The sequence below is a fragment of the Arthrobacter bussei genome (assembly GCF_009377195.2).
GTDB classification, from domain to species: Bacteria; Actinomycetota; Actinomycetes; order Actinomycetales; family Micrococcaceae; genus Arthrobacter_D; species Arthrobacter_D bussei.
Genome location: NZ_VJXX01000007.1, coordinates 30,949 through 51,600 on the forward strand (window position 1 = coordinate 30,949; position 20,652 = coordinate 51,600).

20 protein-coding genes are annotated in these 20,652 nt (G+C 70.5%); 17 read left to right on the forward strand and 3 right to left on the reverse strand.

Annotated elements, in window-relative coordinates:
- Positions 1–2 precede the first annotated feature (2 nt).
- The 16 genes from FNH21_RS15730 (at position 3) to dhaM (ending at position 15,899) form a co-directional block, all read left to right on the forward strand.
- The gene (locus tag FNH21_RS15730) at positions 3–488 is read left to right on the forward strand and encodes a DUF3180 domain-containing protein (RefSeq protein ID WP_055765929.1); all 486 of its coding nucleotides are present in this window, start codon (positions 3–5) and stop codon (positions 486–488) included.
- Positions 481–996 (forward strand): PH domain-containing protein, encoded by a 516-nt coding sequence (locus tag FNH21_RS15735; protein WP_152817012.1) that lies wholly within the window; start codon positions 481–483, stop codon positions 994–996. The genes FNH21_RS15730 and FNH21_RS15735 overlap by 8 nt, the downstream gene beginning before the upstream one ends.
- Positions 993–2,813: a PH domain-containing protein gene (locus tag FNH21_RS15740; protein ID WP_191932063.1), complete on the forward strand. Its 1,821-nt coding sequence runs from the start codon at positions 993–995 to the stop codon at positions 2,811–2,813. The genes FNH21_RS15735 and FNH21_RS15740 overlap by 4 nt, the downstream gene beginning before the upstream one ends.
- Complete coding sequence (locus FNH21_RS15745) at positions 2,800–3,741, forward strand: Rossmann-like and DUF2520 domain-containing protein (RefSeq protein WP_152817013.1); 942 nt, start codon at positions 2,800–2,802, stop codon at positions 3,739–3,741. The genes FNH21_RS15740 and FNH21_RS15745 overlap by 14 nt, the downstream gene beginning before the upstream one ends.
- Positions 3,742–3,978: 237 nt before the next feature.
- Positions 3,979–4,911, forward strand: a complete 933-nt coding sequence (panC, locus tag FNH21_RS15750; RefSeq protein WP_152817014.1) for a pantoate--beta-alanine ligase — start codon at positions 3,979–3,981, stop codon at positions 4,909–4,911.
- Positions 4,912–5,014: 103 nt separating this feature from the next.
- On the forward strand, positions 5,015–6,472 hold the full coding sequence (gene lysS / locus FNH21_RS15755) for a lysine--tRNA ligase (RefSeq protein WP_152817069.1): 1,458 nt from the start codon (positions 5,015–5,017) through the stop codon (positions 6,470–6,472).
- Positions 6,473–6,510: 38 nt separating this feature from the next.
- A complete protein-coding gene (locus tag FNH21_RS15760) occupies positions 6,511–6,675 on the forward strand; it encodes a hypothetical protein (RefSeq protein ID WP_194718428.1) in 165 nt (54 codons plus the stop codon).
- Between the two features lie 82 nt (positions 6,676–6,757).
- The gene (locus FNH21_RS15765) at positions 6,758–7,093 is read left to right on the forward strand and encodes an Lsr2 dimerization domain-containing protein (protein ID WP_191932065.1); all 336 of its coding nucleotides are present in this window, start codon (positions 6,758–6,760) and stop codon (positions 7,091–7,093) included.
- Positions 7,094–7,215: 122 nt separating this feature from the next.
- Positions 7,216–9,723 carry an ATP-dependent Clp protease ATP-binding subunit gene (locus FNH21_RS15770; RefSeq protein WP_055765906.1) on the forward strand — a complete coding sequence of 836 codons (2,508 nt, stop codon included), beginning with the start codon at positions 7,216–7,218 and terminating at the stop codon, positions 9,721–9,723.
- 154 nt (positions 9,724–9,877) lie between these two features.
- Positions 9,878–11,902: a S9 family peptidase gene (locus FNH21_RS15775; RefSeq protein ID WP_152817015.1), complete on the forward strand. Its 2,025-nt coding sequence runs from the start codon at positions 9,878–9,880 to the stop codon at positions 11,900–11,902.
- A 154-nt stretch (positions 11,903–12,056) separates the two neighbouring features.
- Positions 12,057–12,365 carry a hypothetical protein gene (locus FNH21_RS15780; RefSeq protein ID WP_191932066.1) on the forward strand — a complete coding sequence of 103 codons (309 nt, stop codon included), beginning with the start codon at positions 12,057–12,059 and terminating at the stop codon, positions 12,363–12,365.
- 82 nt (positions 12,366–12,447) lie between these two features.
- Positions 12,448–12,957 (forward strand): amino-acid N-acetyltransferase, encoded by a 510-nt coding sequence (locus tag FNH21_RS15785; protein ID WP_152817016.1) that lies wholly within the window; start codon positions 12,448–12,450, stop codon positions 12,955–12,957.
- A gap of 131 nt (positions 12,958–13,088) precedes the next feature.
- Positions 13,089–13,265, forward strand: coding sequence for a CsbD family protein (locus tag FNH21_RS15790; protein ID WP_082471157.1), 177 nt, complete (start codon positions 13,089–13,091; stop codon positions 13,263–13,265).
- A 218-nt stretch (positions 13,266–13,483) separates the two neighbouring features.
- Positions 13,484–14,485 carry a dihydroxyacetone kinase subunit DhaK gene (dhaK, locus tag FNH21_RS15795; protein WP_191932067.1) on the forward strand — a complete coding sequence of 334 codons (1,002 nt, stop codon included), beginning with the start codon at positions 13,484–13,486 and terminating at the stop codon, positions 14,483–14,485.
- Positions 14,482–15,144 (forward strand): dihydroxyacetone kinase subunit DhaL, encoded by a 663-nt coding sequence (dhaL, locus tag FNH21_RS15800; protein ID WP_152817018.1) that lies wholly within the window; start codon positions 14,482–14,484, stop codon positions 15,142–15,144. The genes dhaK and dhaL overlap by 4 nt, the downstream gene beginning before the upstream one ends.
- Positions 15,141–15,899, forward strand: a complete 759-nt coding sequence (gene dhaM / locus FNH21_RS15805) for a dihydroxyacetone kinase phosphoryl donor subunit DhaM (RefSeq protein ID WP_152817019.1) — start codon at positions 15,141–15,143, stop codon at positions 15,897–15,899. Before dhaL ends, dhaM begins: the two co-directional genes overlap by 4 nt.
- Positions 15,900–16,019: 120 nt before the next feature.
- Here dhaM and FNH21_RS15810 read toward each other — a convergent pair whose 3' ends face one another.
- Complete coding sequence (locus tag FNH21_RS15810) at positions 16,020–17,060, reverse strand: HhH-GPD family protein (protein ID WP_152817020.1); 1,041 nt, start codon at positions 17,058–17,060, stop codon at positions 16,020–16,022.
- 69 nt (positions 17,061–17,129) lie between these two features.
- Between FNH21_RS15810 and FNH21_RS15815 the strand changes: the two genes are divergently transcribed.
- On the forward strand, positions 17,130–17,867 hold the full coding sequence (locus tag FNH21_RS15815; RefSeq protein ID WP_152817021.1) for a DUF4232 domain-containing protein: 738 nt from the start codon (positions 17,130–17,132) through the stop codon (positions 17,865–17,867).
- A 70-nt stretch (positions 17,868–17,937) separates the two neighbouring features.
- Here the strand turns inward: FNH21_RS15815 and disA are convergent, their stop codons facing one another.
- Together disA and radA are read right to left on the reverse strand one after the other, a co-directional pair.
- Entirely contained in the window at positions 17,938–19,014 is a 1,077-nt protein-coding gene (gene disA / locus FNH21_RS15820; RefSeq protein WP_055765885.1) for a DNA integrity scanning diadenylate cyclase DisA, read from the reverse strand.
- Positions 19,015–19,209: 195 nt separating this feature from the next.
- Positions 19,210–20,595: a DNA repair protein RadA gene (gene radA / locus FNH21_RS15825; protein WP_152817022.1), complete on the reverse strand. Its 1,386-nt coding sequence runs from the start codon at positions 20,593–20,595 to the stop codon at positions 19,210–19,212.
- Between the last annotated feature and the right edge of the window lie 57 nt (positions 20,596–20,652).

Sequence of the window (20,652 nt, forward strand, 5' to 3'; positions counted from 1 at the left end):
TTGTGAGCACCCTTCGGTTCCGGTGGCTGGCCCTCGTGGGCCTCGTGGCCGGGCTTGCCGGCTGGCTGGTCAACTGGTTCGCCACCCGCAACGGGTACGGGACGCCGGCCCTGCCGCTGACGTCCCTCGTCACCACGGCGGCGATCATCGCCATCACCCTGGTCTTCGGGCGCCGCGTGCTCCGTTGGCGGAACGGCAGGCGGGACCGTCCCCTCGATCCCCTTCTCGCCCTGCGCACCCTGGTGCTCGCGCAGGCCTGCGCCTACGCAGGTGCCCTCAACCTCGGCTGGCACGCGGGCATCCTCGTGGACCAGGTGGCCCTGGCGTCCGTCCGCTCCACCAGCCTGCCGGTCTGGGGATCGGTGGCGCTGATGGCGGGCGGGACCGTCATGATTATGGTGGGACTGGTCGTCGAGAACTTCTGCAGGCTGCCGCCCGACGACGACGGCACCGGGGCTCCGGGCCACACCGAGGGGGAATATGCGTAGCGAACCGATCGATCCGTCCGGTCTCGAGTGGACGAGGGTGTCCCCGAAGTACCTCAGGGTCCGCCTGCTCGGCTGGCTCATCGGGTCTCTCGTGTGGATCCTGCTCGCGTCCGTGCCGCTCGTGCTGCGCCTCACCGGTGTCTGGGATTCCTTCCCGCCCGTGTGGCTCGCCTGGGGCCTTCCGGCCGTGGTGCTGGTCAGCGCCGTCTGGCGCGGGATCCTCCTTCCCCGCCAGGTGCGGGCCATCGGGTACGCGGAGCGCGACGACGACCTCCTGGTCCGCCAGGGCGTGTTCTTCCAGCGCACCATGGTGGTGCCCTACGGCCGCATGCAGTACGTCGACGTCGCCGTCGGTCCAATCGAGCGTGCCTTCGGCATCTGCACGCTGAAGCTCCACACGGCGTCTCCCGCGACGAACGCCTTCATCCCCGGTCTGCCGACCGGGGAGGGTGCCCGGCTGCGCGAGCAGCTGTCCGCGCGGGGAGAAGCCAGGCTGGCCGGACTGTGACCGCCGGAGCGGTCGTCCCACCGCAGGCGGCGGACGAGTGGCGCCGCGTCCATGTCATCTCACCGCTCGTGCGCGGCTGGATCGCGCTCGTGGCGATCCTCTACTTCGCGGGCAGGGACTGGTTCGAGGGCCTCTTCGATGCCGACTCGAGGGGTCGGGGCCCCCTGCCCGAGGGGGTCGGCCTGCTGCTCGCGGGCGGTGTGGTGCTCGGTGTCGTCGTCGTCATCGCGGCTGTCTTCCTCGTCTCCTGGTACTTCACCCGCTACCAGGTGACCGCCGAGCACGTGCGGGTGCACTCCGGTGTCGTCTTCCGGCAACAGCGGCAGGCGCGCCTGGACAGGGTCCAGGCCATCGACATCGTGCAGCCGTTCCTCGCCAGGATCTTCGGGCTGGCCGAACTGAAGTTCGAGGTGGCGGACGCGGGGGAGTCGGCCGTCCGGCTCGCCTTCCTCAAGCTCGACGACGCGAAGAAGCTCCGCGCCACGATCCTCGCCCGGGCAGCGGGTGTCGAGCCGGACCCCGAGCACCCGGAGGAGGTCCCCGAGGCCCCCGAGCGGGAGGTCGTGGTGAGCCCTCCCGGCCGCGTCGTCGGAGCTGCCCTGCTCTCCGGCACCACGGTCGCGCTCGTGGTGGCGGCGGCCGTCATCATCACCCTCGGCATCACGTTGGACACGCCCTTCATCGCCACCTCCTTCATCCCGCTGCTGATCGGCGTGGTGGGTGCGTACTGGTCCGCCCTGAGCACCGGCTACAACTTCCGCGCCGCCACGTCACCGGACGGCATCCGCATGCGCTACGGCCTGCTCGACACGCGTGCCCAGACGGTTCCCCCCGGTCGCGTGCAGGCCCTCGGCATCGTGCAGTCCCCGCTGTGGCGCCTGAAGGGGTGGTACCGCGTCACGGTGAATGTCGCCGGCTACGGGGCGTCGGCCTCCAACGAGGGCCAGGCCCGGGCCACCCTCCTGCCCGTCGGCACGCGCGACGAGGTCCTGCAGATCCTCGCCCTGGTCCTCCCGGATCCCGGCACCCCGCGGCCCGTCGAGGTGTTCGGTGCCGGCATGACCGGGCGCGACGGCGGGGAGGGGTTCGTCACGACCCCGCGCCGGGCGCGGTGGCTGGCTCCGCTCGCGTGGCGGCGCAACGGCTTCACCGTGACCGGTACGGCTCTGCTGCTGCGCTCCGGTGTGCTGTGGCGCCAGCTCGTCGTGGTGCCGCACGAGCGGACCCAGTCGTTGTCGATCGACCAGGGGCCCGTGGACCGCCGCGTCCGGGTGGCGAACCTGCAGTTCCAGACGACGCCGGGTCCTGTCAGCCCCCGGGTCCTCCTCGCCGATGCCGATGCGGCCTGGGACCTGTTCCACGGTCAGTCGGTGCGGGCCGCCGAGGCACGACGCCGCAGCGGTCCGGAGCAGTGGATGAAGCCCGTGAGCCTGCCCGCGGCGCAGACCGTCGACGGACCGGACCACCGCATCGAGGTCCGCGCGAATACCGGGCCGGGCGTTTCGGATGCGGCACCGGGGGACTCCGGGCGCGCGTCAGCCGTTCCTCCGTCCGGGCAGCCCGTCGGCCTCCACGGCGCCGCGGAGGACCTGCCGGTGGATGACGTGGCGACGCGGTCCGCGGTCGTGGACGGTGGCCCCCCGATCACCGCTGGATCACCGAGTGGGTTCGTGGTCCCGTCCGGAGCCACCGATGCCGCGGTCGACCGGGCTGCTGCTCCGGAGCAGGCCGCCGTCATGCCCGAGGTTCCCCGGTACGAGCCGGCACCGGCGCAGGCGCCCCGGTCGCTCGAGGAGGCGCCCGATGGGCAGCGCTGATGCGTCCCGCCGCCCGGGCAGGCTCGGGGTCGGCGTCGTCGGCGCCGGCAGGGTGGGGGCCGTCCTCGGTGCTGCACTGCGCTCGGCCGGCCACGCCGTCGTCGGGGTGTCCGCCGTGTCCGAGGCCAGCCGTGAACGCGCCGAGAACCTGCTGCCGGGCGTACCCGTGCTGGAGGTGCCGGACATCATCGAGCGTGCGGAACTCGTGCTCCTGGCCGTGCCCGACGACGCCCTGGCCCCGCTGGTCGACGGCCTCGCCCAGCTCGGCGTGTGGCAGGCGGGACAGCTGGTGGTGCACACCTCCGGCCGGTACGGCACTGCGGTGCTCGGCCCGGCACGTGCCGCCGGGGCCATCCCGCTCGCCATCCACCCCGCCATGACCTTCACCGGGCTCAGCCTCGACCTCGGGCGCCTGCCGGACACCGCGTTCGGCATCACGGCGCCGTCGGCCGTCCTTCCCATCGCCCAGGCGCTCGTCGTCGAGATGGGGGCGGAACCGGTGGTCATCGAGGAGGAATCGCGGGCGCTGTACCACGCGGCCCTCGCGCATGCCTCGAACCACCTCGTCACCATCGCGGCCCAGTCCGCACAGCTCCTGGCGGACATCGGTGTGCAGCATCCCGACCGCATGCTCGGTCCGCTCATGAAGGCCTCGCTCGAGAACGCCCTCTCCGCGGGTGAGGGCGCACTCACCGGTCCGGTGGCGCGCGGTGACGCGGGCACCGTCCGGATCCACCGGGCTGCCCTCGAGGCGCACGACGCCCCGGACACGCGCCAGGCCTACCTCGGCATGGCCCGTGCCACGGCGCTGCGCGCCCTGGAACGCGGCGTCCTGACCCCGGCGCAGGGGGATTCGATCCTCGCCGCCCTCGCCGACGACCCCGGGACGGGCGATCCCCCCGATCCTGGGTCGGACACCCGGGACTGACCCGGGACTGACCCGGGACCGACGGGGACCGACCTGACGGCACCGATCCCGGCACGCTTTTCGCGTGATCCGACCCCGACCCCGACCCCGACCCCGGATCCGTTCCGACGCCGACCCGGACCCGACGGATCGGTCCGCTCCCGACGGATCCGATCCTCTCGACCAGCCCCCAGCGCTACGCCGACGCCGACGCACCCCGGCCGCACGGCCCGCGCTCCCCACCCGGAAGGACCCTCCATGACCGTCGACAGCTCTGCCGGCGCAGGCACCGCGCCGCTCCTCGTCTCCACTCCCGCGGACCTCCGAGCCGCCACGGCCGACCTCCTGGAGCGGGCGCGCGCGCAGCGCCCGGCGGGGCCACGGCCGTCACTCGGCCTCGTGCCCACGATGGGCGGGCTGCACGCCGGACACGCGTCCCTCGCCCGCGCCGCACGGGAGGCGAACGACGTCGTGGTCGCCTCCGTGTTCGTGAACCCCCTGCAGTTCGGCGACCCCGCCGATCTCGAGCGGTATCCCCGCACCCTCGACGACGACCTCCGCCTCCTCGGCGGGGCCGGCGTCGACATCGTCTTCGCCCCGTCGGTCGCTGACATGTACCCGGGCGGCGAACCGCTGGTGCGGCTCAGCGCCGGCCGCATGGGGGAGGTCCTCGAGGGTGCCTCCCGTCCCGGCCACTTCGACGGCATGCTGACCGTCGTGTCGAAGCTCCTGAACCTCGGCCTGCCGGGAACCGCGGCGGAATACCACGCGTACTTCGGCGAGAAGGACGCGCAGCAGCTGGCGATCATCCGCCGCATGGTGCTGGACCTGAACTTCCCGGTCGCCATCGAGGGCGTCGCGATCGTACGCGACGACGACGGCCTCGCCCTCTCGAGCCGCAACAGGTTCCTCGGTGCGGAGGAACGCCGGGGCGCGCTCGTGCTGTCGCGGGTCCTGCACGGCCTCGCCGAGGACGTTCGGAGCGGGTGCACGCCGGACCTCGACGCCGCACGCGCGACGGTGGCCGCCGAGGCCGAGGTGGACCTGGACTACCTCGAGGCCGTCGATCCGGCGTCGTTCGCCCCCGTGGCGGAGGGCGCCCTGACCGCCGCGCCCGTGCTCGTCGTCGTCGCCGCCCGCGTCGGCGCCGTCCGCCTCATCGACAACGTGCTCCTGCCTACTGTGGGCTGACCCACACCGCCTGTCCCCGGCGCCCGTGCCCTGGCACGGAGCCGTAAACTTGTCTTCCGTGACCCCCGACGACACCGCTCCCGCCGACGACCTCAACGAGCAGATGCGCTTCCGCCTGCAGAAGCGGGCCGCGCTGCTCGATGCCGGGATGGAGCCCTACCCCGTGAAGCCCGAGCGGACGCACTTGCTGACCGAGATCCGCGAGCGGTTCGCGGACCTCGCGACAGGTGAGTCCAGCGGGCAGGACGTCGCCGTCGTCGGGCGCGTGGTCTTCATCCGGAACTCCGGCAAGCTGTGCTTCGCGACCCTGCAGGAGGGCAACGGCACGAGGCTCCAGCTCATGCTGAGCCTGGCCGAGGTCGGCGCCGACAGCCTCGCCCAGTGGAAGTCCCTCGTGGACCTCGGTGACCACGTGCAGGTGCACGGCGAGGTCATCAGCTCCCGGCGCGGTGAGCTCTCGGTCATGGCGAAGGCCTGGACCATGGCGTCCAAGGCGCTGCGCCCGCTCCCCACGCTGCACGCAGGACTCAACGAGGAGACGCGCGTCCGCCAGCGGTACGTCGACCTCATGGTGCGGGAGGAAGCTCGCAGCATGGTGCGCACCCGCGCGGCCATCACCCGGACCCTTCGGGACACCCTCCACGCCCACGACTATGTCGAGGTGGAGACGCCGATCCTGCAGCTCGTCCACGGAGGGGCGACCGCCCGGCCCTTCGAGACGCATCTCAATGCCTTCGACCAGAAGATGACGCTGCGGATCGCCCTGGAGCTGTACCTCAAGCGCGCCGTGGTGGGTGGGATCGACCGCGTCTACGAGATCGGCCGGATCTTCCGCAACGAGGGGGTCGACTCCACGCACAGTCCGGAATTCACGATGCTCGAGTGCTACGAGGCCTACGCCGACCAGTTCGTCATGGCGGACCGGATGAAGGAGATGATCCTCGCGTGCGCCGACCTGCTGGGCTCCCGGACCCTCGAGACGTCGAAGGGGACGGTGGAGCTCGACGGTGAGTGGGCGTGGCTCGGCGTCTACCCGGGCCTGTCCGCAGCGGTGGGTCAGGACGTCACCCCCGACACGGGGCTCGACGAGCTGCGATCCGTCGCCGAGCGTCACGAGGTGTCGCTCGACCCTGCCTGGGGCGCCGAGAAAGTGGTGCTGGAGCTGTTCTCCGAGATCGTGGAGCCGACCCTGATCCAGCCCACGTTCGTCTACGACTACCCGCCCTCGGCGCAGCCCCTCGCGCGCCCGCACCGCGAGGACCCCCGGCTCATCGAGGCGTGGGACCTCATCATCGGCGGGATGGAGCGGGGTACGGCCTTCTCCGAGCTCATCGACCCGGTCGTCCAGCGCCGGCGCCTGACCGAGCAGTCGCGCCAGGCCGCCGCGGGCGACGACGAGGCCATGCAGCTCGACGAGGACTTCCTCCGTGCACTGGAGTACGGCGCACCGCCCATGGGAGGTATCGGTCTCGGTATCGACCGCCTCGTCATGCTTTTCACCGACGTCGGAATTCGCGAGTCGATCCTGTTCCCCATTCTCAAGCCCGAGGCCGGTCAGTAGCCGTGGAATATATCGCCGTCCTCCTACCGTCAGTCTGCTTGGCAGTTCTTTTCTACTTCGTGATCAAGGCCATATTCAATGTCGACCGCTCCGAGCGTGAGGCCATGGCCCGCGCGGAGGAAATGCAGGACGCCGAGGACGCCCGCGTCGCGGAATCGCGGGAGAAAAAGAATGACGACCAGGAAATCGACCCCCGCGCGTAATCTCTTTCTTTGACCTCAATAGATGCGTGGCCCATACTCTTTCTCGGGGGCATCTCTATCGAGTAACCATTAGGAGAGCATTGTGGCGCAGAAGGTAAAGATCATCCTCATCGACGACATCGACGGCGGAGAAGCCGACGAGACGGTGCGCTTCGGTCTCGATGGCGTCCAGTACGAGATCGACCTCTCCGAGGCGCACGCGTCCGAGCTTCGCGAGGCCCTCGCCGCCTACGTCGGGGCCGCCCGCCGCAGCAACCAGACGAAGCAGCGGTCGAGCTCCGCCGGTGCGCCGTCCGCTTCCCGCAACCAGGAAGCCGCACAGATCCGCGAGTGGGCCAAGGAGAACGGGTACAACGTCTCCTCCCGCGGTCGCGTGAACAGCGAGATCGTGGAGGCGTACCGCGCGGCACAGCGCTGACCATCCCCTCCGGGCGCCGGAGCGGAAGCCCCTTCCGGTATATCTCGCCTGTGGCGAACACGCGCCCAAAGCACACCCCGTGCCCGTAGCATCGAAATACGCGTTAGCTAGGAGTGTGTCTGATGTTCGAGAGATTTACAGATCGTGCCCGTCGAGTTGTTGTGCTGGCCCAAGAAGAGGCCCGCATGCTCAACCACAATTACATCGGCACCGAGCACATCCTGCTTGGCCTGATCCACGAGGGTGAGGGTGTTGCCGCCAAGGCCCTCGAGTCACTCAGCATCTCCCTCGGTGCCGTACGGGAACAGGTGCAGGAGATCATCGGCCAGGGCCAGCAGGCCCCGTCCGGTCACATCCCCTTCACCCCCCGGGCCAAGAAGGTGCTGGAGCTCTCCCTGCGGGAGGCCCTTCAGCTCGGCCACAACTACATCGGCACCGAGCACATCCTGCTCGGTCTCATCCGCGAGGGTGAGGGCGTCGCCGCGCAGGTCCTCGTCAAGCTCGGCGCCGATCTCAACCGCGTCCGCCAGCAGGTCATCCAGCTGCTCTCGGGCTACCAGGGCAAGGAGCCGGCAGCTGCCGGCGGCCCCCAGCAGGAGGGCACCCCGGCCGGTTCGGTGGTGCTGGACCAGTTCGGGCGCAACCTGACCCAGGCTGCTCGGGAGTCCAAGCTCGATCCCGTGATCGGGCGCGAGCAGGAGATGGAACGCGTCATGCAGGTCCTCTCCCGCCGCACCAAGAACAACCCGGTGCTCATCGGCGAGCCCGGCGTCGGCAAGACCGCCGTCGTCGAGGGCCTCGCTCAGGCGATCGTGCGCGGGGATGTCCCGGAGACCATCAAGGATAAGCAGCTGTACACCCTGGACCTCGGGTCCCTGGTCGCCGGCTCACGCTACCGAGGTGACTTCGAGGAGCGACTGAAGAAGGTCCTCAAGGAGATCCGCACGCGCGGCGACATCATCCTGTTCATCGACGAGATCCACACGCTCGTCGGGGCAGGCGCCGCCGAAGGTGCCATCGATGCCGCGTCGATCCTGAAGCCCATGCTCGCGCGTGGCGAACTCCAGACGATCGGCGCCACCACGCTGGACGAGTACCGCAAGCACATCGAGAAGGATGCAGCGCTCGAGCGCCGCTTCCAGCCGATCCAGGTCGCCGAGCCCTCCGTGGCCCACGCGATCGAGATCCTCAAGGGCCTGCGGGACCGCTACGAGGCGCACCACCGCGTCTCGATCACCGACGGTGCGCTGACGAGCGCTGCGACGCTCGCCGAGCGTTACATCTCCGACCGCTTCCTGCCGGACAAGGCGATCGACCTCATCGACGAGGCGGGGGCGCGGCTGCGCATCCGTCGGATGACGGCCCCGCCGGAGCTCAAGGAGATCGACGAGCGCATCGCGGACGTCAAGCGCGAGAAGGAGTCGGCCATCGACTCCCAGGACTTCGAGGGTGCCGCCGCACTGCGCGACAAGGAGCAGAAGCTCCATGACGAGCGGAGCGACAAGGAGCGCCGCTGGAAGTCCGGCGGCCTGGACGACATCGCCGAGGTGGACGAGGAGCTCATCGCCGAGGTGCTGGCGAACTCCACCGGCATCCCCGTGTTCAAGCTGACCGAGGCCGAGTCCTCGCGACTGCTCAACATGGAAGCCGAGCTGCACAAGCGGGTCATCGGGCAGAACGAGGCCATCAAGGCCATCTCCCAGGCCATCCGCCGCACGCGCGCCGGCCTCAAGGACCCGAAGCGTCCGGGCGGCTCCTTCATCTTCGCCGGCCCCACGGGTGTCGGCAAGACGGAGCTCGCCAAGGCTCTTGCCGAGTTCCTGTTCGGCGAGGAGGACGCCCTCATCACGCTGGACATGTCCGAGTACTCGGAGAAGCACACCGTCTCGCGGCTCTTCGGTGCCCCTCCCGGATACGTGGGCTACGAGGAGGGTGGCCAGCTGACCGAGAAGGTCCGCCGCAAGCCGTTCTCCGTGGTGCTCTTCGACGAGGTGGAGAAGGCGCACGCCGACCTCTTCAACTCGCTCCTCCAGATCCTGGAGGACGGTCGCCTGACCGACAGCCAGGGCCGCATGGTGGACTTCAAGAACACGGTGATCATCATGACCACCAACCTCGGTACCCGGGACATCTCGAAGGGCGTCATGACGGGCTTCCAGTCCGGCTCCGACACCACGACGAGCTACAACCGGATGAAGGCCAAGGTGCAGGAGGAGCTCAAGCAGCACTTCCGGCCCGAGTTCCTCAACCGTGTCGACGACACCGTGGTGTTCCCGCAGCTCACGCAGGACGAGATCGTCGAGATCGTGGACCTGTTCCTCGAGCGCCTGAGTGGCCGCATGGCCGACAAGGGCATGACGATCGAGCTCACGCCCGCGGCGAAGGTGCTCCTCGCAACCCGTGGCTACGACCCCGCGATGGGAGCCAGGCCGCTGCGCCGCACCATCCAGCGCGAGATCGAGGACCAGCTGTCCGAGAAGATCCTCTTCGGGGAGATCAAGTCGGGCGAGCGCGTGGCCGTCGATGTCGAGGGCGAGGGTGTGGACGCGATCTTCACCTTCACTCCCCATGGCGCACCCAAGGAGATCGAGGACTCACCGGCTGCGCTCGAGGCGAGCGTCCCGGAGTAGTCAGAGTCCCTACCAGCACGACGACGGAGCCCGTCCCGGATCACCGGGGCGGGTTCCTTCGTTCCCTGCTGAAGTGATCGGTGCCCACGGCAACGGAATTCATCCCTGAGTGAACTCCCTGTGACGCCGCACACACCGATGGTAGAGATGAGGCATGACCACGCCCTTCTCCTCGCTCGAGGATTTCGTCGCCCTTCCGCGCCTCAGCGGACTCGTCCTCAACAGGGAGGGCACGCGACTCGTCACGTCCGTCGCCACCCTCGACCCGAAGAAGACCGCCTACCAGAGCGCGCTCTGGGAGATCGACCCCTCGGGCGCCGAGCCCGCCCGTCGGCTGACCCGCAGCTCCGCCGGGGAGTCCGGTGCGGCGTTCCTCGCCGGTGGAGATCTCCTCTTCACCTCCGCCCGCCCCGATCCCGAGGATGCCGACGGGGAGAAGCGTCCGTCCCTCTGGCGGCTGCCCGCGACCGGAGGTGAGGCGTCGCTCCTCGTGACGCGTGAGGGTGGGATGTCCGGCGTGCTGACCGCCGCCGAGGCCGACGTCGTCGTCCTGACGGCCGATGCGCTCGCCGGATCGACCGGCGAGGAGGACGACGCCGAGCGGCGGAAGGCGCGGAAGGACTCCGGCGTCGCAGCAATCCTGCACGCGGGCTACCCGGTGCGTTACTGGGACGCGGACCTCGGCCCCGACGAGCCGCGGTACCTTGCGGTGACCGATGTCGACGGCGACGGGCGACCGACCCTCGACGACCTCGTTCCCTCCGCGCGGGGCGGGCTGCGGAACGCCCATGCCGTGCTCAGCCCGGACGGACGCCTGCTGTTCAGCTCCCTGACCGTGCCCGAGGAGCTCGGCTCCCAGCGCTCGGTCCTCGTGCGCGTGGACCTGGCGACCAGGGAACTCAGCGTCCTGCTCGACGACCGGGAGAACGACTACACACCCGGCCCGGTCAGCCCCGACGGCAGATATCTCGCCGTCACGCGTGACCGCCGGACCACGGCCGAGCTGGCGCCGCAGTCGAGCCTCCTGCTGCTCCCGCTCGACGGGGGCGAGCCCCGGCAGCTGGCTGCGGACTGGGACCGCTGGCCGTCGCCGGAGGCCTGGCTGCCGGATGGCTCGTCCCTCGTGGCCACGGCGGACGACGACGGCGGGGCACCCGTCGTCGTCATCGACGTCGCGACCGGGGCGGTGCGGCGGGTGACGGAAGACACTGCTGCCTACTCCGACGTCCGGGTCTCCCCCGACGGCAGGACGGCCTACGCCGTCCGCAGTTCCTACCTCTTCCCGGCCGAAGTGGTGCGCATCGACCTCGCCACGGGCGCCACCGACCGCCTGCAGAACCCTGCCGAGCGTCCGGAGCTGCCCGGCACACTCGAGCGGGTGGAGTCGGTCGGTCAGGACGGGCAGGCCGTGAAGTCCTGGCTCGTGCTCCCGGAGGGGGCCTCCGCGGATGCTCCCGTGCCGGCGCTCCTCTGGATCCACGGTGGTCCGATCGGCTCGTGGAACGCCTGGACCTGGCGCTGGTCCCCCTGGGTCATGGCAGCCCGCGGCTACGCGGTCCTGCTGCCGGATCCCGCGCTCTCCACCGGGTACGGCCAGCACATGGTCGACCGCGGCTGGGGTTCCTGGGGTGCAGCCCCCTACACCGACCTGATGGCCGCCACGGACGACCTGGTGGCCCGCGACGACATCGACGGAACGCGTGTCGCGGCGATGGGCGGGAGCTTCGGCGGGTACATGGCGAACTGGGTCGCGGGCCACACGGCCCGGTTCGCGGCGATCGTCACGCACGCGAGCCTCTGGGCGCTGGACCAGTTCGGGGGCACCACGGATGCGGCGTACTACTGGGCACGTGAGATGACTCCGGAGGCGATGCTGGAGAACTCTCCCCACTCCCACATCGGGAGCATCGACACACCCATGCTGGTCATCCACGGGGACAAGGACTACCGCGTGCCGATCGGCGAGGGACTGCGCCTCTGGTACGACCTCCTGTCCGCCTCGAAGCTCCCTGCGAACGAGCACGGAGTCACGCCCCACCGGTTCCTCTACTTCCCCGACGAGAACCACTGGATCCTGAAGCCGCAGCACGCGAAGATCTGGTACTCGGTGGTGGAGGCGTTCCTGGCGTCGAACGTCCTCGGGGAGGAGCGGGAACTGCCCCGCGAACTCGGCCTGTAGGCGGGTCGCACACCCTGGGTGAGGGCCGGCGCGGACCCTCTGGACATTTCTTCTACAAAGCGTAAAATCGCTCCACACGTCGCGTGGAACAGGACATCTTCCATTGTCCACCGCTGTGCAGGGTTCAATCGATTCTGTGCAAAGGAGTACGTTCATGATTCCGGAAACCCTCACCCAGGGTCAGTACGACACCGTCTACGCACTCCCGTTGCTCGGGATCTCGGGGGCGGACGCATGGGTCCTCAAGCAGGGCGGCTACTCGATCGCCGACATCGCGGCGAAGGCCGTGTACGCCCTGATCATCTACCGCGTGGCGAAGCTCAAGTCCTACGCCGACGACCCCGCGTTCGCAGCCGTCGAGGAGGCGCACGCGGACGAACTCGCCATCGTGGCAGGGCGGCAGGGGCGCCCGGCGCGGAAGCCGCGTGGTACCGCCCCCACCACGGAGGATAGCGCCGTGTAGGGGTGCCGCCGGAGGGTAGCTGTCCACGGGCCCGGGATGCGCACTGCACCCGGGCCTGTGGGCGATCGCTAGAGTGGGCAGGATGAGCCCGACCTTCAGCCTCCGCCGCGCCCGCACATCGGACGTCCCCGCCATCAAGGCCCTCGTCGAGCCGCTCGCCGAGGAGCGCATCCTCATGGCGAAGGAGACCGTGGCCTACTACGAGGGCCTCCCCGAGTTCCGCATCGCCGAGTCCGACGACGGCGAGGTGCTGGGCTGCGGCGCGCTGCACATCATGTGGGAGGACCTTGCGGAGGTGCGTACCCTGGCGACGGCCCCCGCCGCCCGCGGGCGCGGTGTCGGGCATGCCCTGGTCGAGGAGTTGCTGGAGGAGGCACGGGGGTTCGGGGTCAGCCGCGTCTTCTGCCTGACCTTCGAGGTCGAGTTCTTCCGCCGGCACGGCTTCGAGGTGATGGCGGACCAGTCGGCCGTCGATCCGCGGATCTACTCCGAGCTGCTCCGCTCGCACGACGAGGGGGTCGCCGAGTTCCTCGATCTCGCCCGGGTGAAGCCGAACACGCTCGGGAACACCCGCATGATCAGGCCGCTCTGACCCGCTTCGCCTCCCGGGCTGGCATCAGCGGCGCCGCGACGATAAGGTAAGACTGCTTAGCATTCCCTCAGGGGGATGCCGGGACGCCACCGGAACCGGTGGCAGTACACCGACTGAAGGAGGTCCGCATCATGGGACTGGATGACAAGATCGGGAACAAGGGCCAGGACTTGGGCGGAAAGCTCAAGGAAGGTCTCGGCAAGGCGACCGGCGACAAGGACACTGAAGCCGAGGGCCACAAGGACCAGGCGAGTTCGAGCCTGAAGGATGCCGGCGAGAACGTCAAGGACGCGTTCAAGCGCGACTGATCGAACCGGGGCTCACCCTTCATCGGGTGGCCTGAGGACCGGAGGGAGGGGCCCGATTCAGGGCCCCTCCCTCCGGCGTTGGGCGTCGGTCTGACGTACCCGCCGGGCTATAGGCAGGCCGGGGAACGGGCGGTAACGTGTCCCCCATGGCCGGGGTGGTCCACGTGAGGCGGGCTGCAGGCTGTCATCCGTCCGTTCGCAGGCTAGGAGCCGCCGTCGTGAAGAAGCTCATCAATGACCCCAGAGCCGTGGTCAACGAGTCCGTCGAGGGATTCGGCATCGCGCATGCCGACCTCGTGATCGTTCATCCGGAGCCGCTGTTCATCACCCGCAGGGACGCCCCCGTCCAGGGGAAGGTCGGGCTCGTCTCCGGTGGTGGGAGCGGACACGAGCCGCTGCATGCAGGGTTCGTGGGCCGAGGGATGCTCGATGCCGCGGTACCGGGGGCGGTCTTCACCTCGCCGACCCCCGACCAGATCATCCCCGCCACCGCGGCTGTCGACGGCGGCGCCGGAGTACTGCACATTGTTAAGAACTACACCGGGGACGTCCTCAACTTCGAGACCGCGGCCGAGATGGCGGAGGCTGACGGCATCTCCGTCCGCTCGGTCCTCGTGAACGACGACGTCGCCGTCGAGGACTCGCTCTACACGGCCGGGCGTCGCGGCGTGGGCGGTACCGTCCTCGTGGAGCGCATCGCGGGAGCAGCGGCGGAGCGGGGCGACGACCTCGACGCGGTGACGGCGATCGCCCAGCGCGTGGTCGACGGCGTGCGCTCCATGGGCGTGGCCCTCGCGGCCTGCACCGTGCCCCATGCGGGCGTGCCCAGTTTCGAGCTCGCCGAGGACGAGATCGAGATCGGCATCGGCATCCACGGCGAGCCGGGCCGGCACCGCATCGCCATGGAGGGCGCGGACGGCATCACGCAACGCCTGCTCGACCCCATCGTCGCGGATCTGTCCCTGACCTCGGGCGACCGCACCATCGTGATGGTCAACGGGATGGGCGGGACACCCGCGAGCGAGCTGTACATCGTGTTCCGCAAGGTGGCGCAACTCCTCGGGGACCTCGGCGTGAGCATCGACCGTTCGCTGGTGGGGAACTACATCACGGCCCTCGAGATGCAGGGTGCCTCTCTCACGATCCTCCGCGCCGACGACGAGATGCTCGACCTGTGGGACGCACCGGTCCACACTGCCGCGCTGCGCTGGGGGGCATGAGCGTGGCCGACGCCACCGGACCCCTCGACGCCGCCTGGGCCGTCCGATGGATGCGCGGCACGGCGCAGGTCGTCTCCGAGAACCGAGCCCTCCTGATCGACCTCGACCGCGCCATCGGCGATGCCGACCATGGCGAGAACCTCGACCGGGGGTTCGGCGCCGTGCTGCTCAAGCTCGACGGCGACGCACCGGAAACGCCCGCCGCCGTCCTCAAGCTCGTGGCGATGACCCTCATGTCCACCGTCGGGGGAGCGGCCGGCCCGCTGTACGGGACGGCGTTCCTCCGGGCGGCGACGTCGCTGGGAGACACCGGCGTGGTCGATCCCAGCGGTGTGGCCGGGATGATCGCGGCCGCTCGGGACGGCATCGTCGCGCGCGGGAAGGCCGAGGTGGGGGACAAGACCATGGTCGATGCGTGGACGCCGGCGTCCGAGGCGGCGGAGACGGCTGCGCAGGCCGGGGCCACGGCCCCCGAGGTGCTCGCCGCCGCGGCCAATGCCGCGCACGCGGGCGCCGTGGCCACGGAGCCGCTGATCGCACGGAAGGGCAGGGCCAGCTACCTCGGCGAGCGGAGCGCGGGCCACCAGGATCCGGGGGCGGTCTCGACGGCCCTCATCCTGCAGGCCGCCGCCGAGGCCGCCGGTGGAGAGGTCGCATGAGCGTCGGGCTGGTCATCGTCTCGCACAGCCGGAAGATCGCGGAGGGCGTCGTCGAACTCGCGGCGCAGATGGCGCCGGACGTCGTCCTCGTCGCCGCCGGCGGAGCGGACGACGGCGACGGACCGTCGCGGATCGGCACGAGCTTCGAGCGCGTGCAGGCGGGGATCGAACAGGCTTCGGACGGCGACGGGGTCGTGATCCTGACGGATCTGGGTTCCGCGGTGATGACCGCCGAGATGGTGCTCGAGTTCCTGGAGCCGGAGGCCCGTGACCGGGTGCGGCTCGCGGAGGCGGCCCTCGTGGAGGGTGCCGTCGCTGCCGCGGTCCAGGCGCAGGGCGGCTCCTCCCTCGACGAGGTGCTGCGGGCGGCCGAGAACGCCGTCGTCTCCATCCGACCCGAGGACCTCGAACCCTTCGTCTCGCACGCTGCAGCGGCGCCGGGTCGGCAGGAGCCCCGGCCGGAGGAGCCTGGAGCGGCCGGTTCCGCGGACGGGCCCGCGGCCACCGGATCCTTCGTCCTGCCGAACCAGATGGGCCTGCACGCCCGGCCGGCTGCGACACTCGCCACCGGTTTGCTCGAGCTCGACGCGGAGGTGACGGTGAACGGCGTCGACGGGACGTCCGTCATGCTGCTCATGAGCCTCGGGCTCGGCCAGGGACGGACGGTCACCGTCGAGGCCTCGGGGCCGGACGCGCAGGCCGCCGTCGACTTCGTGGGTCAGGCCGTGGAGTCCGGCTTCGGCGAACCGTCCTGATCGGGGGCGCGGAGCCCGGTCGGTGCCGGGGCTGCACGTGGCGCCGTCTCCGGCCGTCAGCCGCTCCTCCTCGACGTCCGGGGCCCGCTTACCCGATGCCTCACGCGCCCGGTCGGCGGATCATCCGGGCAGCCGGACGCCGCCCTCGGACTCCTCCGCCAGCCCGTCGGCGAGGAGGCCGGTGAGGGCGCGCTCGAGCTGCTCGGCCGGAGCCTGCAGGCCGTGGAGCGCGGCCAGCGGACCGGGCGTCAGCGCCACGGTCGACGGTCCTCCCTGCAGCAGGTCCACGGGCGCGTCCAGGAGAACCGAGCGCGGTACCTCGTCCTCGGCGTCCCGGAGGACGGCCACGATCGCACCGCGGACCTGACGGTCCGTCCCCGCCCAGGCCTGGCCTTTCGGGACATGGTCCGGTGCCGGGCGTCCTGCCGCTACCCAGGCACAGGCGTCCAGGACGGGGCATGCAACACAGCGAGGCGCCCGCGCCGTGCAGACGACCGCCCCCAGTTCCATGACGGCCGCGTTCCAGCGGACGGACAGTCCCGCGTCCCCGGGCATGAGGGCCACCGCCCGCTTCATCTCTGCTGCTGTGAGTGCGGGGGCCGGGAGGGCCTTGCCGTCGACGAGGCGCGCGTGGACGCGCCGGATGTTCGTGTCCACCACCGTCTCGCGCCGTCCGAAGGCGAAAGCCGCCACGGCGGCGGCGGTGTAGGCGCCGACCCCGGGGAGAGCCAGTAGTTCGTCGTGTGTCGTCGGCACCTCGCCGTCGTGACCGGCGACCATCGCGGACGCAGCTGCGTGCAGCCGCAGCGCGCGGCGCGGGTAGCCGAGCCGGCCCCAATGGCGCACGGCCGCGCCGGAGGGTTCGGCTGCCAGGTCGGCAGGGGTGGGCCACCGCTGGAGCCAGTCGCGCCACACCGGGAGGACGCGGACCACAGGCGTCTGCTGCAGCATGATCTCGCTCACGAAGATGCCCCAGGGGGTGCAGCCGGGATCGCGCCACGGCAGGTCGCGTGCCTCGTCCGAGAACCACTCGGTGATCCGCGTGTGGAGCGCCTCGAGGCCCGGGGGCGGGCCGTGTGCATCGCCTGCACCGCCTGCTGCGGGTCGGGGGGCCGTGGCGCTTCCGCTGCCCGGATTCATGGTGGTGCTCCTCGCGGTCATCGTCGTGGATACTCTATCCACCGGCGTGGTGGCCCGGTGAATCGGCGCCCGCCTCCCTAGCCTTGATGGATGGCACATACGGGCGATCACGGCAGCGGGCGGCGGGGCGGTCGTCGGGCGAGCCCGGCTGTGTACCGGCGGCGGCGTCTGGCCGTCCTGATCCTGGCCGTCCTCGTGGTCGCCGTGCTCGCGATCGGCGGTATGGCACTCGCCGGGACGCTGGGACGCACGGGTGGTGCGACAGCAGGAGCATCGACGAGCCCGGAGGCACCCACCGCCGCACCCGCGCCGTCCGGGACGGCGACGTCCGCGCCCAGTGCCCAGGCTCCCTCCGCCCCACCCACAGCAGCGCCGACCGCCGCGCCGACCGCGACTCCCTCGGCAGGCCCGACCACCGCGTCACCGGGACCGACGCCGTCGGACGGGTGTGCTGCCGCGCAGGTGGTGGTCTCGGCCGAGACGGACCGTGAATCCTACGGCTCCGGCGAGAGTCCCGTCCTGGTCCTGGTGGTGCGCAACGAGGGGGAGAAGCCGTGCACCGTCAACGTCGGTACCTCGCAGATGGCGTTCGAGATCACCTCGGACGGCGAGCGGATCTTCTCGTCCACGGACTGCCAGCAGGGCTCCCAGGATCTCGAGCGCACCATCGCGCCGGGCGGTGAGGAGCGGGCGACCTTCCAGTGGACGAGGAACCGGACGGTCCCGGGCTGCACCGTCGTGGACGAGGAGCCGGGTGCGGGTGACTACACGGTGATCACGCGGCTCGGCGCCAGGAGCAGCGCATCCGTGGACTTCACCCTCCAGTAGCGCTGTCGGCCCGCGGCCCGTACGCGCGGCTGCCGGTCAGCCCGGACGGCTCGTGGGGTGGCGCTGTCCCCTACATGAACCGGTCGAGGAGACTCGTCTCGGCGATGCGCGAGAGTCCCTCGCGCACGGTCCGTGCCCGCTGCTCGCCGATGCCGTCGACCGCCATGAGATCCTCGATGTTCGCGGCCATGAGGTTCTGCAGACCGTCGAAATGGTCCACGAGGCGGTTGGCGACGGCCGGCGGCACGGCCTTGATGCCCGAGAGCAGCCGATAGCCCTTCGGCTGGATCACCGCTTCGAGCGAGTCGACGGACGGATTGAAGCCGAGCACGCTCGCGATCGTCCCGAGGTCGATCAGGTCCGTCGAGCTGAATCCCTGGAGGGTCGCCACGCGCTCGTCGAGCGGCGCCGTGCTGTTGCCGAGGTCCATGTAGTCGCGCAGCACCATCTCGCTGCCCGGTCCCAGCCCCGTGGTCAGCTCCTCGACCTGCAACGAGAGCAGCCGGCCGTCGACGCCGAGTTCCAGGACGTACTGCGAGATCTCCTCCGAGATCCTCCGCACCATCTCCTGGCGCTGGAGGGTGACGGCGACGTCGCGCACCGTGACCATGGCCTCGATCTCCAGGGCCGAGAGCGAGTTGGTCACCTGGTCGAGGCGCGCGCGGTACCGCTCGAGCGTGGCCAGGGCCTGGTTCGCGCGGGCGAGCACCGGCTCGGAACCCTCGAGGACATGGCGGAGGCCGTCGATGTACAGGGCGATGATCTGCATCGACTGGCTCACGCTGATGACGGGCAGCCCGGTCTGCTTCGCCACCCGCTCCGCAGTCCGGTGGCGCGTGCCGGACTCCTGCGTCTCGATGGTGTGGTCCGGGACGAGCTGGACCGCCGCCCGGAGGATGCGGCTGGCGTCCTTGTCGCACACGATCGCCCCGTCCATCTTCGCTAGTTCCCGCAGGCGGGTGGGCGAGAACTCGATACCGATGTCGAATCCGCCCGAGCAGATCGAGTCCACCGTGCGGTCGAAGCCGAGGACGATCAGGGCTCCTGTCCGTCCCCGCAGGATTCGCTCAAGACCGTCGCGGAGGTGCGTCCCGGGGGCTACTCTGGCGAGGGTGGCTTTCAGCGAGTCCTCCGGACTGCGAACCATGGGCCTATCCTTTCGCCGCCGCGCTGTCGATAGCCCGGCGCGGTCGGGCGACGCCGTCGAACCTCCGACGGCGGGCAGGGCCCGCGGGTGTGCCCGCGCAGCCGAGAGTAATACTACTGGCGCGCGCGAAAGCCGCGGTACGGCCTGCCGTCGCAGATCGGTAACACTCCTGTCCCGGCCCCTGGACTGCCGGCGTCAGAACAGCAGGGCGAGCGCTTCCGCGAGGGTGGAGACCTCACGGACCGAGAAGCCCTTCGGCACCGGACCCGTGCCCCCCGGCGAGGCGGGCACGATGGCGTGCGTGAACCCGAGGCGCTCCGCTTCCTGGATCCGCCGCCCGATGCCGGGCACGGGACGGACCTCGCCCGCGAGACCCACCTCACCGAACGCGATGAGCCGCGCCGGGAGGGGGTGATCCGTCTTCGCGGAGGCGATGGCGAGGGCTACCGCGAGATCCGTGGCCGGTTCGGTCAGGCGTACCCCGCCCACCGTCGCCACGTAGCTGTCGTCCTTGTGCAGGCTGACCGAGGCACGGCTCTGGAGGACGGCGAGCAGCATCGCGACGCGTGAACTGTCGAGGCCGCTCGTGGCGCGCCTCGGCTGGGAGTTGGGGGATTCGGCGAGCAGCGCCTGTACCTCCGCCAGCAGAGGGCGCCGTCCCTCGAGGGTCACGGTGATGCAGGTGCCGGACACCGGGTCCTTCGTGCGCGAGACGAAGAGTCCGCTGGGATCGGCCAGCCCCTCGATGCCCCCGTCGGTCAGGTCGAAGCATCCCACCTCGTCCGTGGGGCCGTACCTGTTCTTCACCGCGCGCAGGAGACGCAGGCGGGAGTGGCGTTCGCCCTCGAACTGGCAGACGACATCGACGAGGTGCTCGAGCAGGCGGGGGCCGGCGATCGAACCGTCCTTCGTGACGTGGCCGACCAGCAGCGTGGTCATCCCGCGGGCCTTGGCGGCGCCGATGAGGGACGCGGCCACCTCGCGGACCTGCGTCACACCGCCCGCGCTGCCGTCCACGGCCGCACTGCTGAGGGTCTGCACGGAATCGACGACGAGCAGCGCGGGATCGAGCTTCTCCACCTGGCCGAGTGCCTGTCCGAGGTCCGTCTCCGCGCTGAGATAGAGGGAGTCCGCGACCGCGTCGATGCGATCGGCGCGGAGCTTCACCTGGGCGGCGGACTCCTCCCCGGTGACGTAGAGGACGTCCTTGCCGAGGCGGGCCACCCGAGCGGCGACGTCGAGCAGCAGGGTGGACTTCCCCACGCCCGGCTCGCCGGCGAGCAGGATCACCGCGCCGGGGACGAGGCCGCCGCCGAGCACCCGGTCCAGTTCGTCGATCTTCGTCGGCTGGAATCCGGAGAGCGTGGCGTCGACCTCCGCGATACGGCGGGCAGGCGTGGTCACGGCGGCCGCCGCCGTCGTGCGCGCGACCACCTGCCCGGTCTCCTCGACGGTGCCCCAGGCCTGGCACTCGCCGCAGCGGCCCACCCACTTCGCCGTGGTCCAACCGCACTCCGCGCAGCGGAAGTTCGGGGTGTTACCGCGGCCCGTGCGCGCAGCTGTGGAGGTCTTGGTGGCCATGGAATCAGGCTACCCGCGGTCACCGACAGCCTGACCACGCCCGTGACCCGGGCGTGG

Bases quoted from the DNA above. Each gene is read 5' to 3' on its own strand.
- FNH21_RS15735 (WP_152817012.1), top strand. From the start codon at position 481: ATGCGTAGCGAACCGATCGATCCGTCCGGTCTCGAGTGGACGAGGGTG.
- FNH21_RS15745 (WP_152817013.1), top strand. From the start codon at position 2,800: ATGGGCAGCGCTGATGCGTCCCGCCGCCCGGGCAGGCTCGGGGTCGGC.
- panC (WP_152817014.1), top strand. From the start codon at position 3,979: ATGACCGTCGACAGCTCTGCCGGCGCAGGCACCGCGCCGCTCCTCGTC.
- lysS (WP_152817069.1), top strand. From the start codon at position 5,015: ATGCGCTTCCGCCTGCAGAAGCGGGCCGCGCTGCTCGATGCCGGGATG.
- FNH21_RS15770 (WP_055765906.1), top strand. From the start codon at position 7,216: ATGTTCGAGAGATTTACAGATCGTGCCCGTCGAGTTGTTGTGCTGGCC.
- FNH21_RS15775 (WP_152817015.1), top strand. From the start codon at position 9,878: ATGACCACGCCCTTCTCCTCGCTCGAGGATTTCGTCGCCCTTCCGCGC.
- FNH21_RS15780 (WP_191932066.1), top strand. From the start codon at position 12,057: ATGATTCCGGAAACCCTCACCCAGGGTCAGTACGACACCGTCTACGCA.
- FNH21_RS15785 (WP_152817016.1), top strand. From the start codon at position 12,448: ATGAGCCCGACCTTCAGCCTCCGCCGCGCCCGCACATCGGACGTCCCC.
- FNH21_RS15790 (WP_082471157.1), top strand. From the start codon at position 13,089: ATGGGACTGGATGACAAGATCGGGAACAAGGGCCAGGACTTGGGCGGA.
- dhaL (WP_152817018.1), top strand. From the start codon at position 14,482: ATGAGCGTGGCCGACGCCACCGGACCCCTCGACGCCGCCTGGGCCGTC.
- dhaM (WP_152817019.1), top strand. From the start codon at position 15,141: ATGAGCGTCGGGCTGGTCATCGTCTCGCACAGCCGGAAGATCGCGGAG.
- FNH21_RS15810 (WP_152817020.1), bottom strand. From the start codon at position 17,060: ATGACCGCGAGGAGCACCACCATGAATCCGGGCAGCGGAAGCGCCACG.
- FNH21_RS15815 (WP_152817021.1), top strand. From the start codon at position 17,130: ATGGCACATACGGGCGATCACGGCAGCGGGCGGCGGGGCGGTCGTCGG.
- disA (WP_055765885.1), bottom strand. From the start codon at position 19,014: ATGGTTCGCAGTCCGGAGGACTCGCTGAAAGCCACCCTCGCCAGAGTA.
- radA (WP_152817022.1), bottom strand. From the start codon at position 20,595: ATGGCCACCAAGACCTCCACAGCTGCGCGCACGGGCCGCGGTAACACC.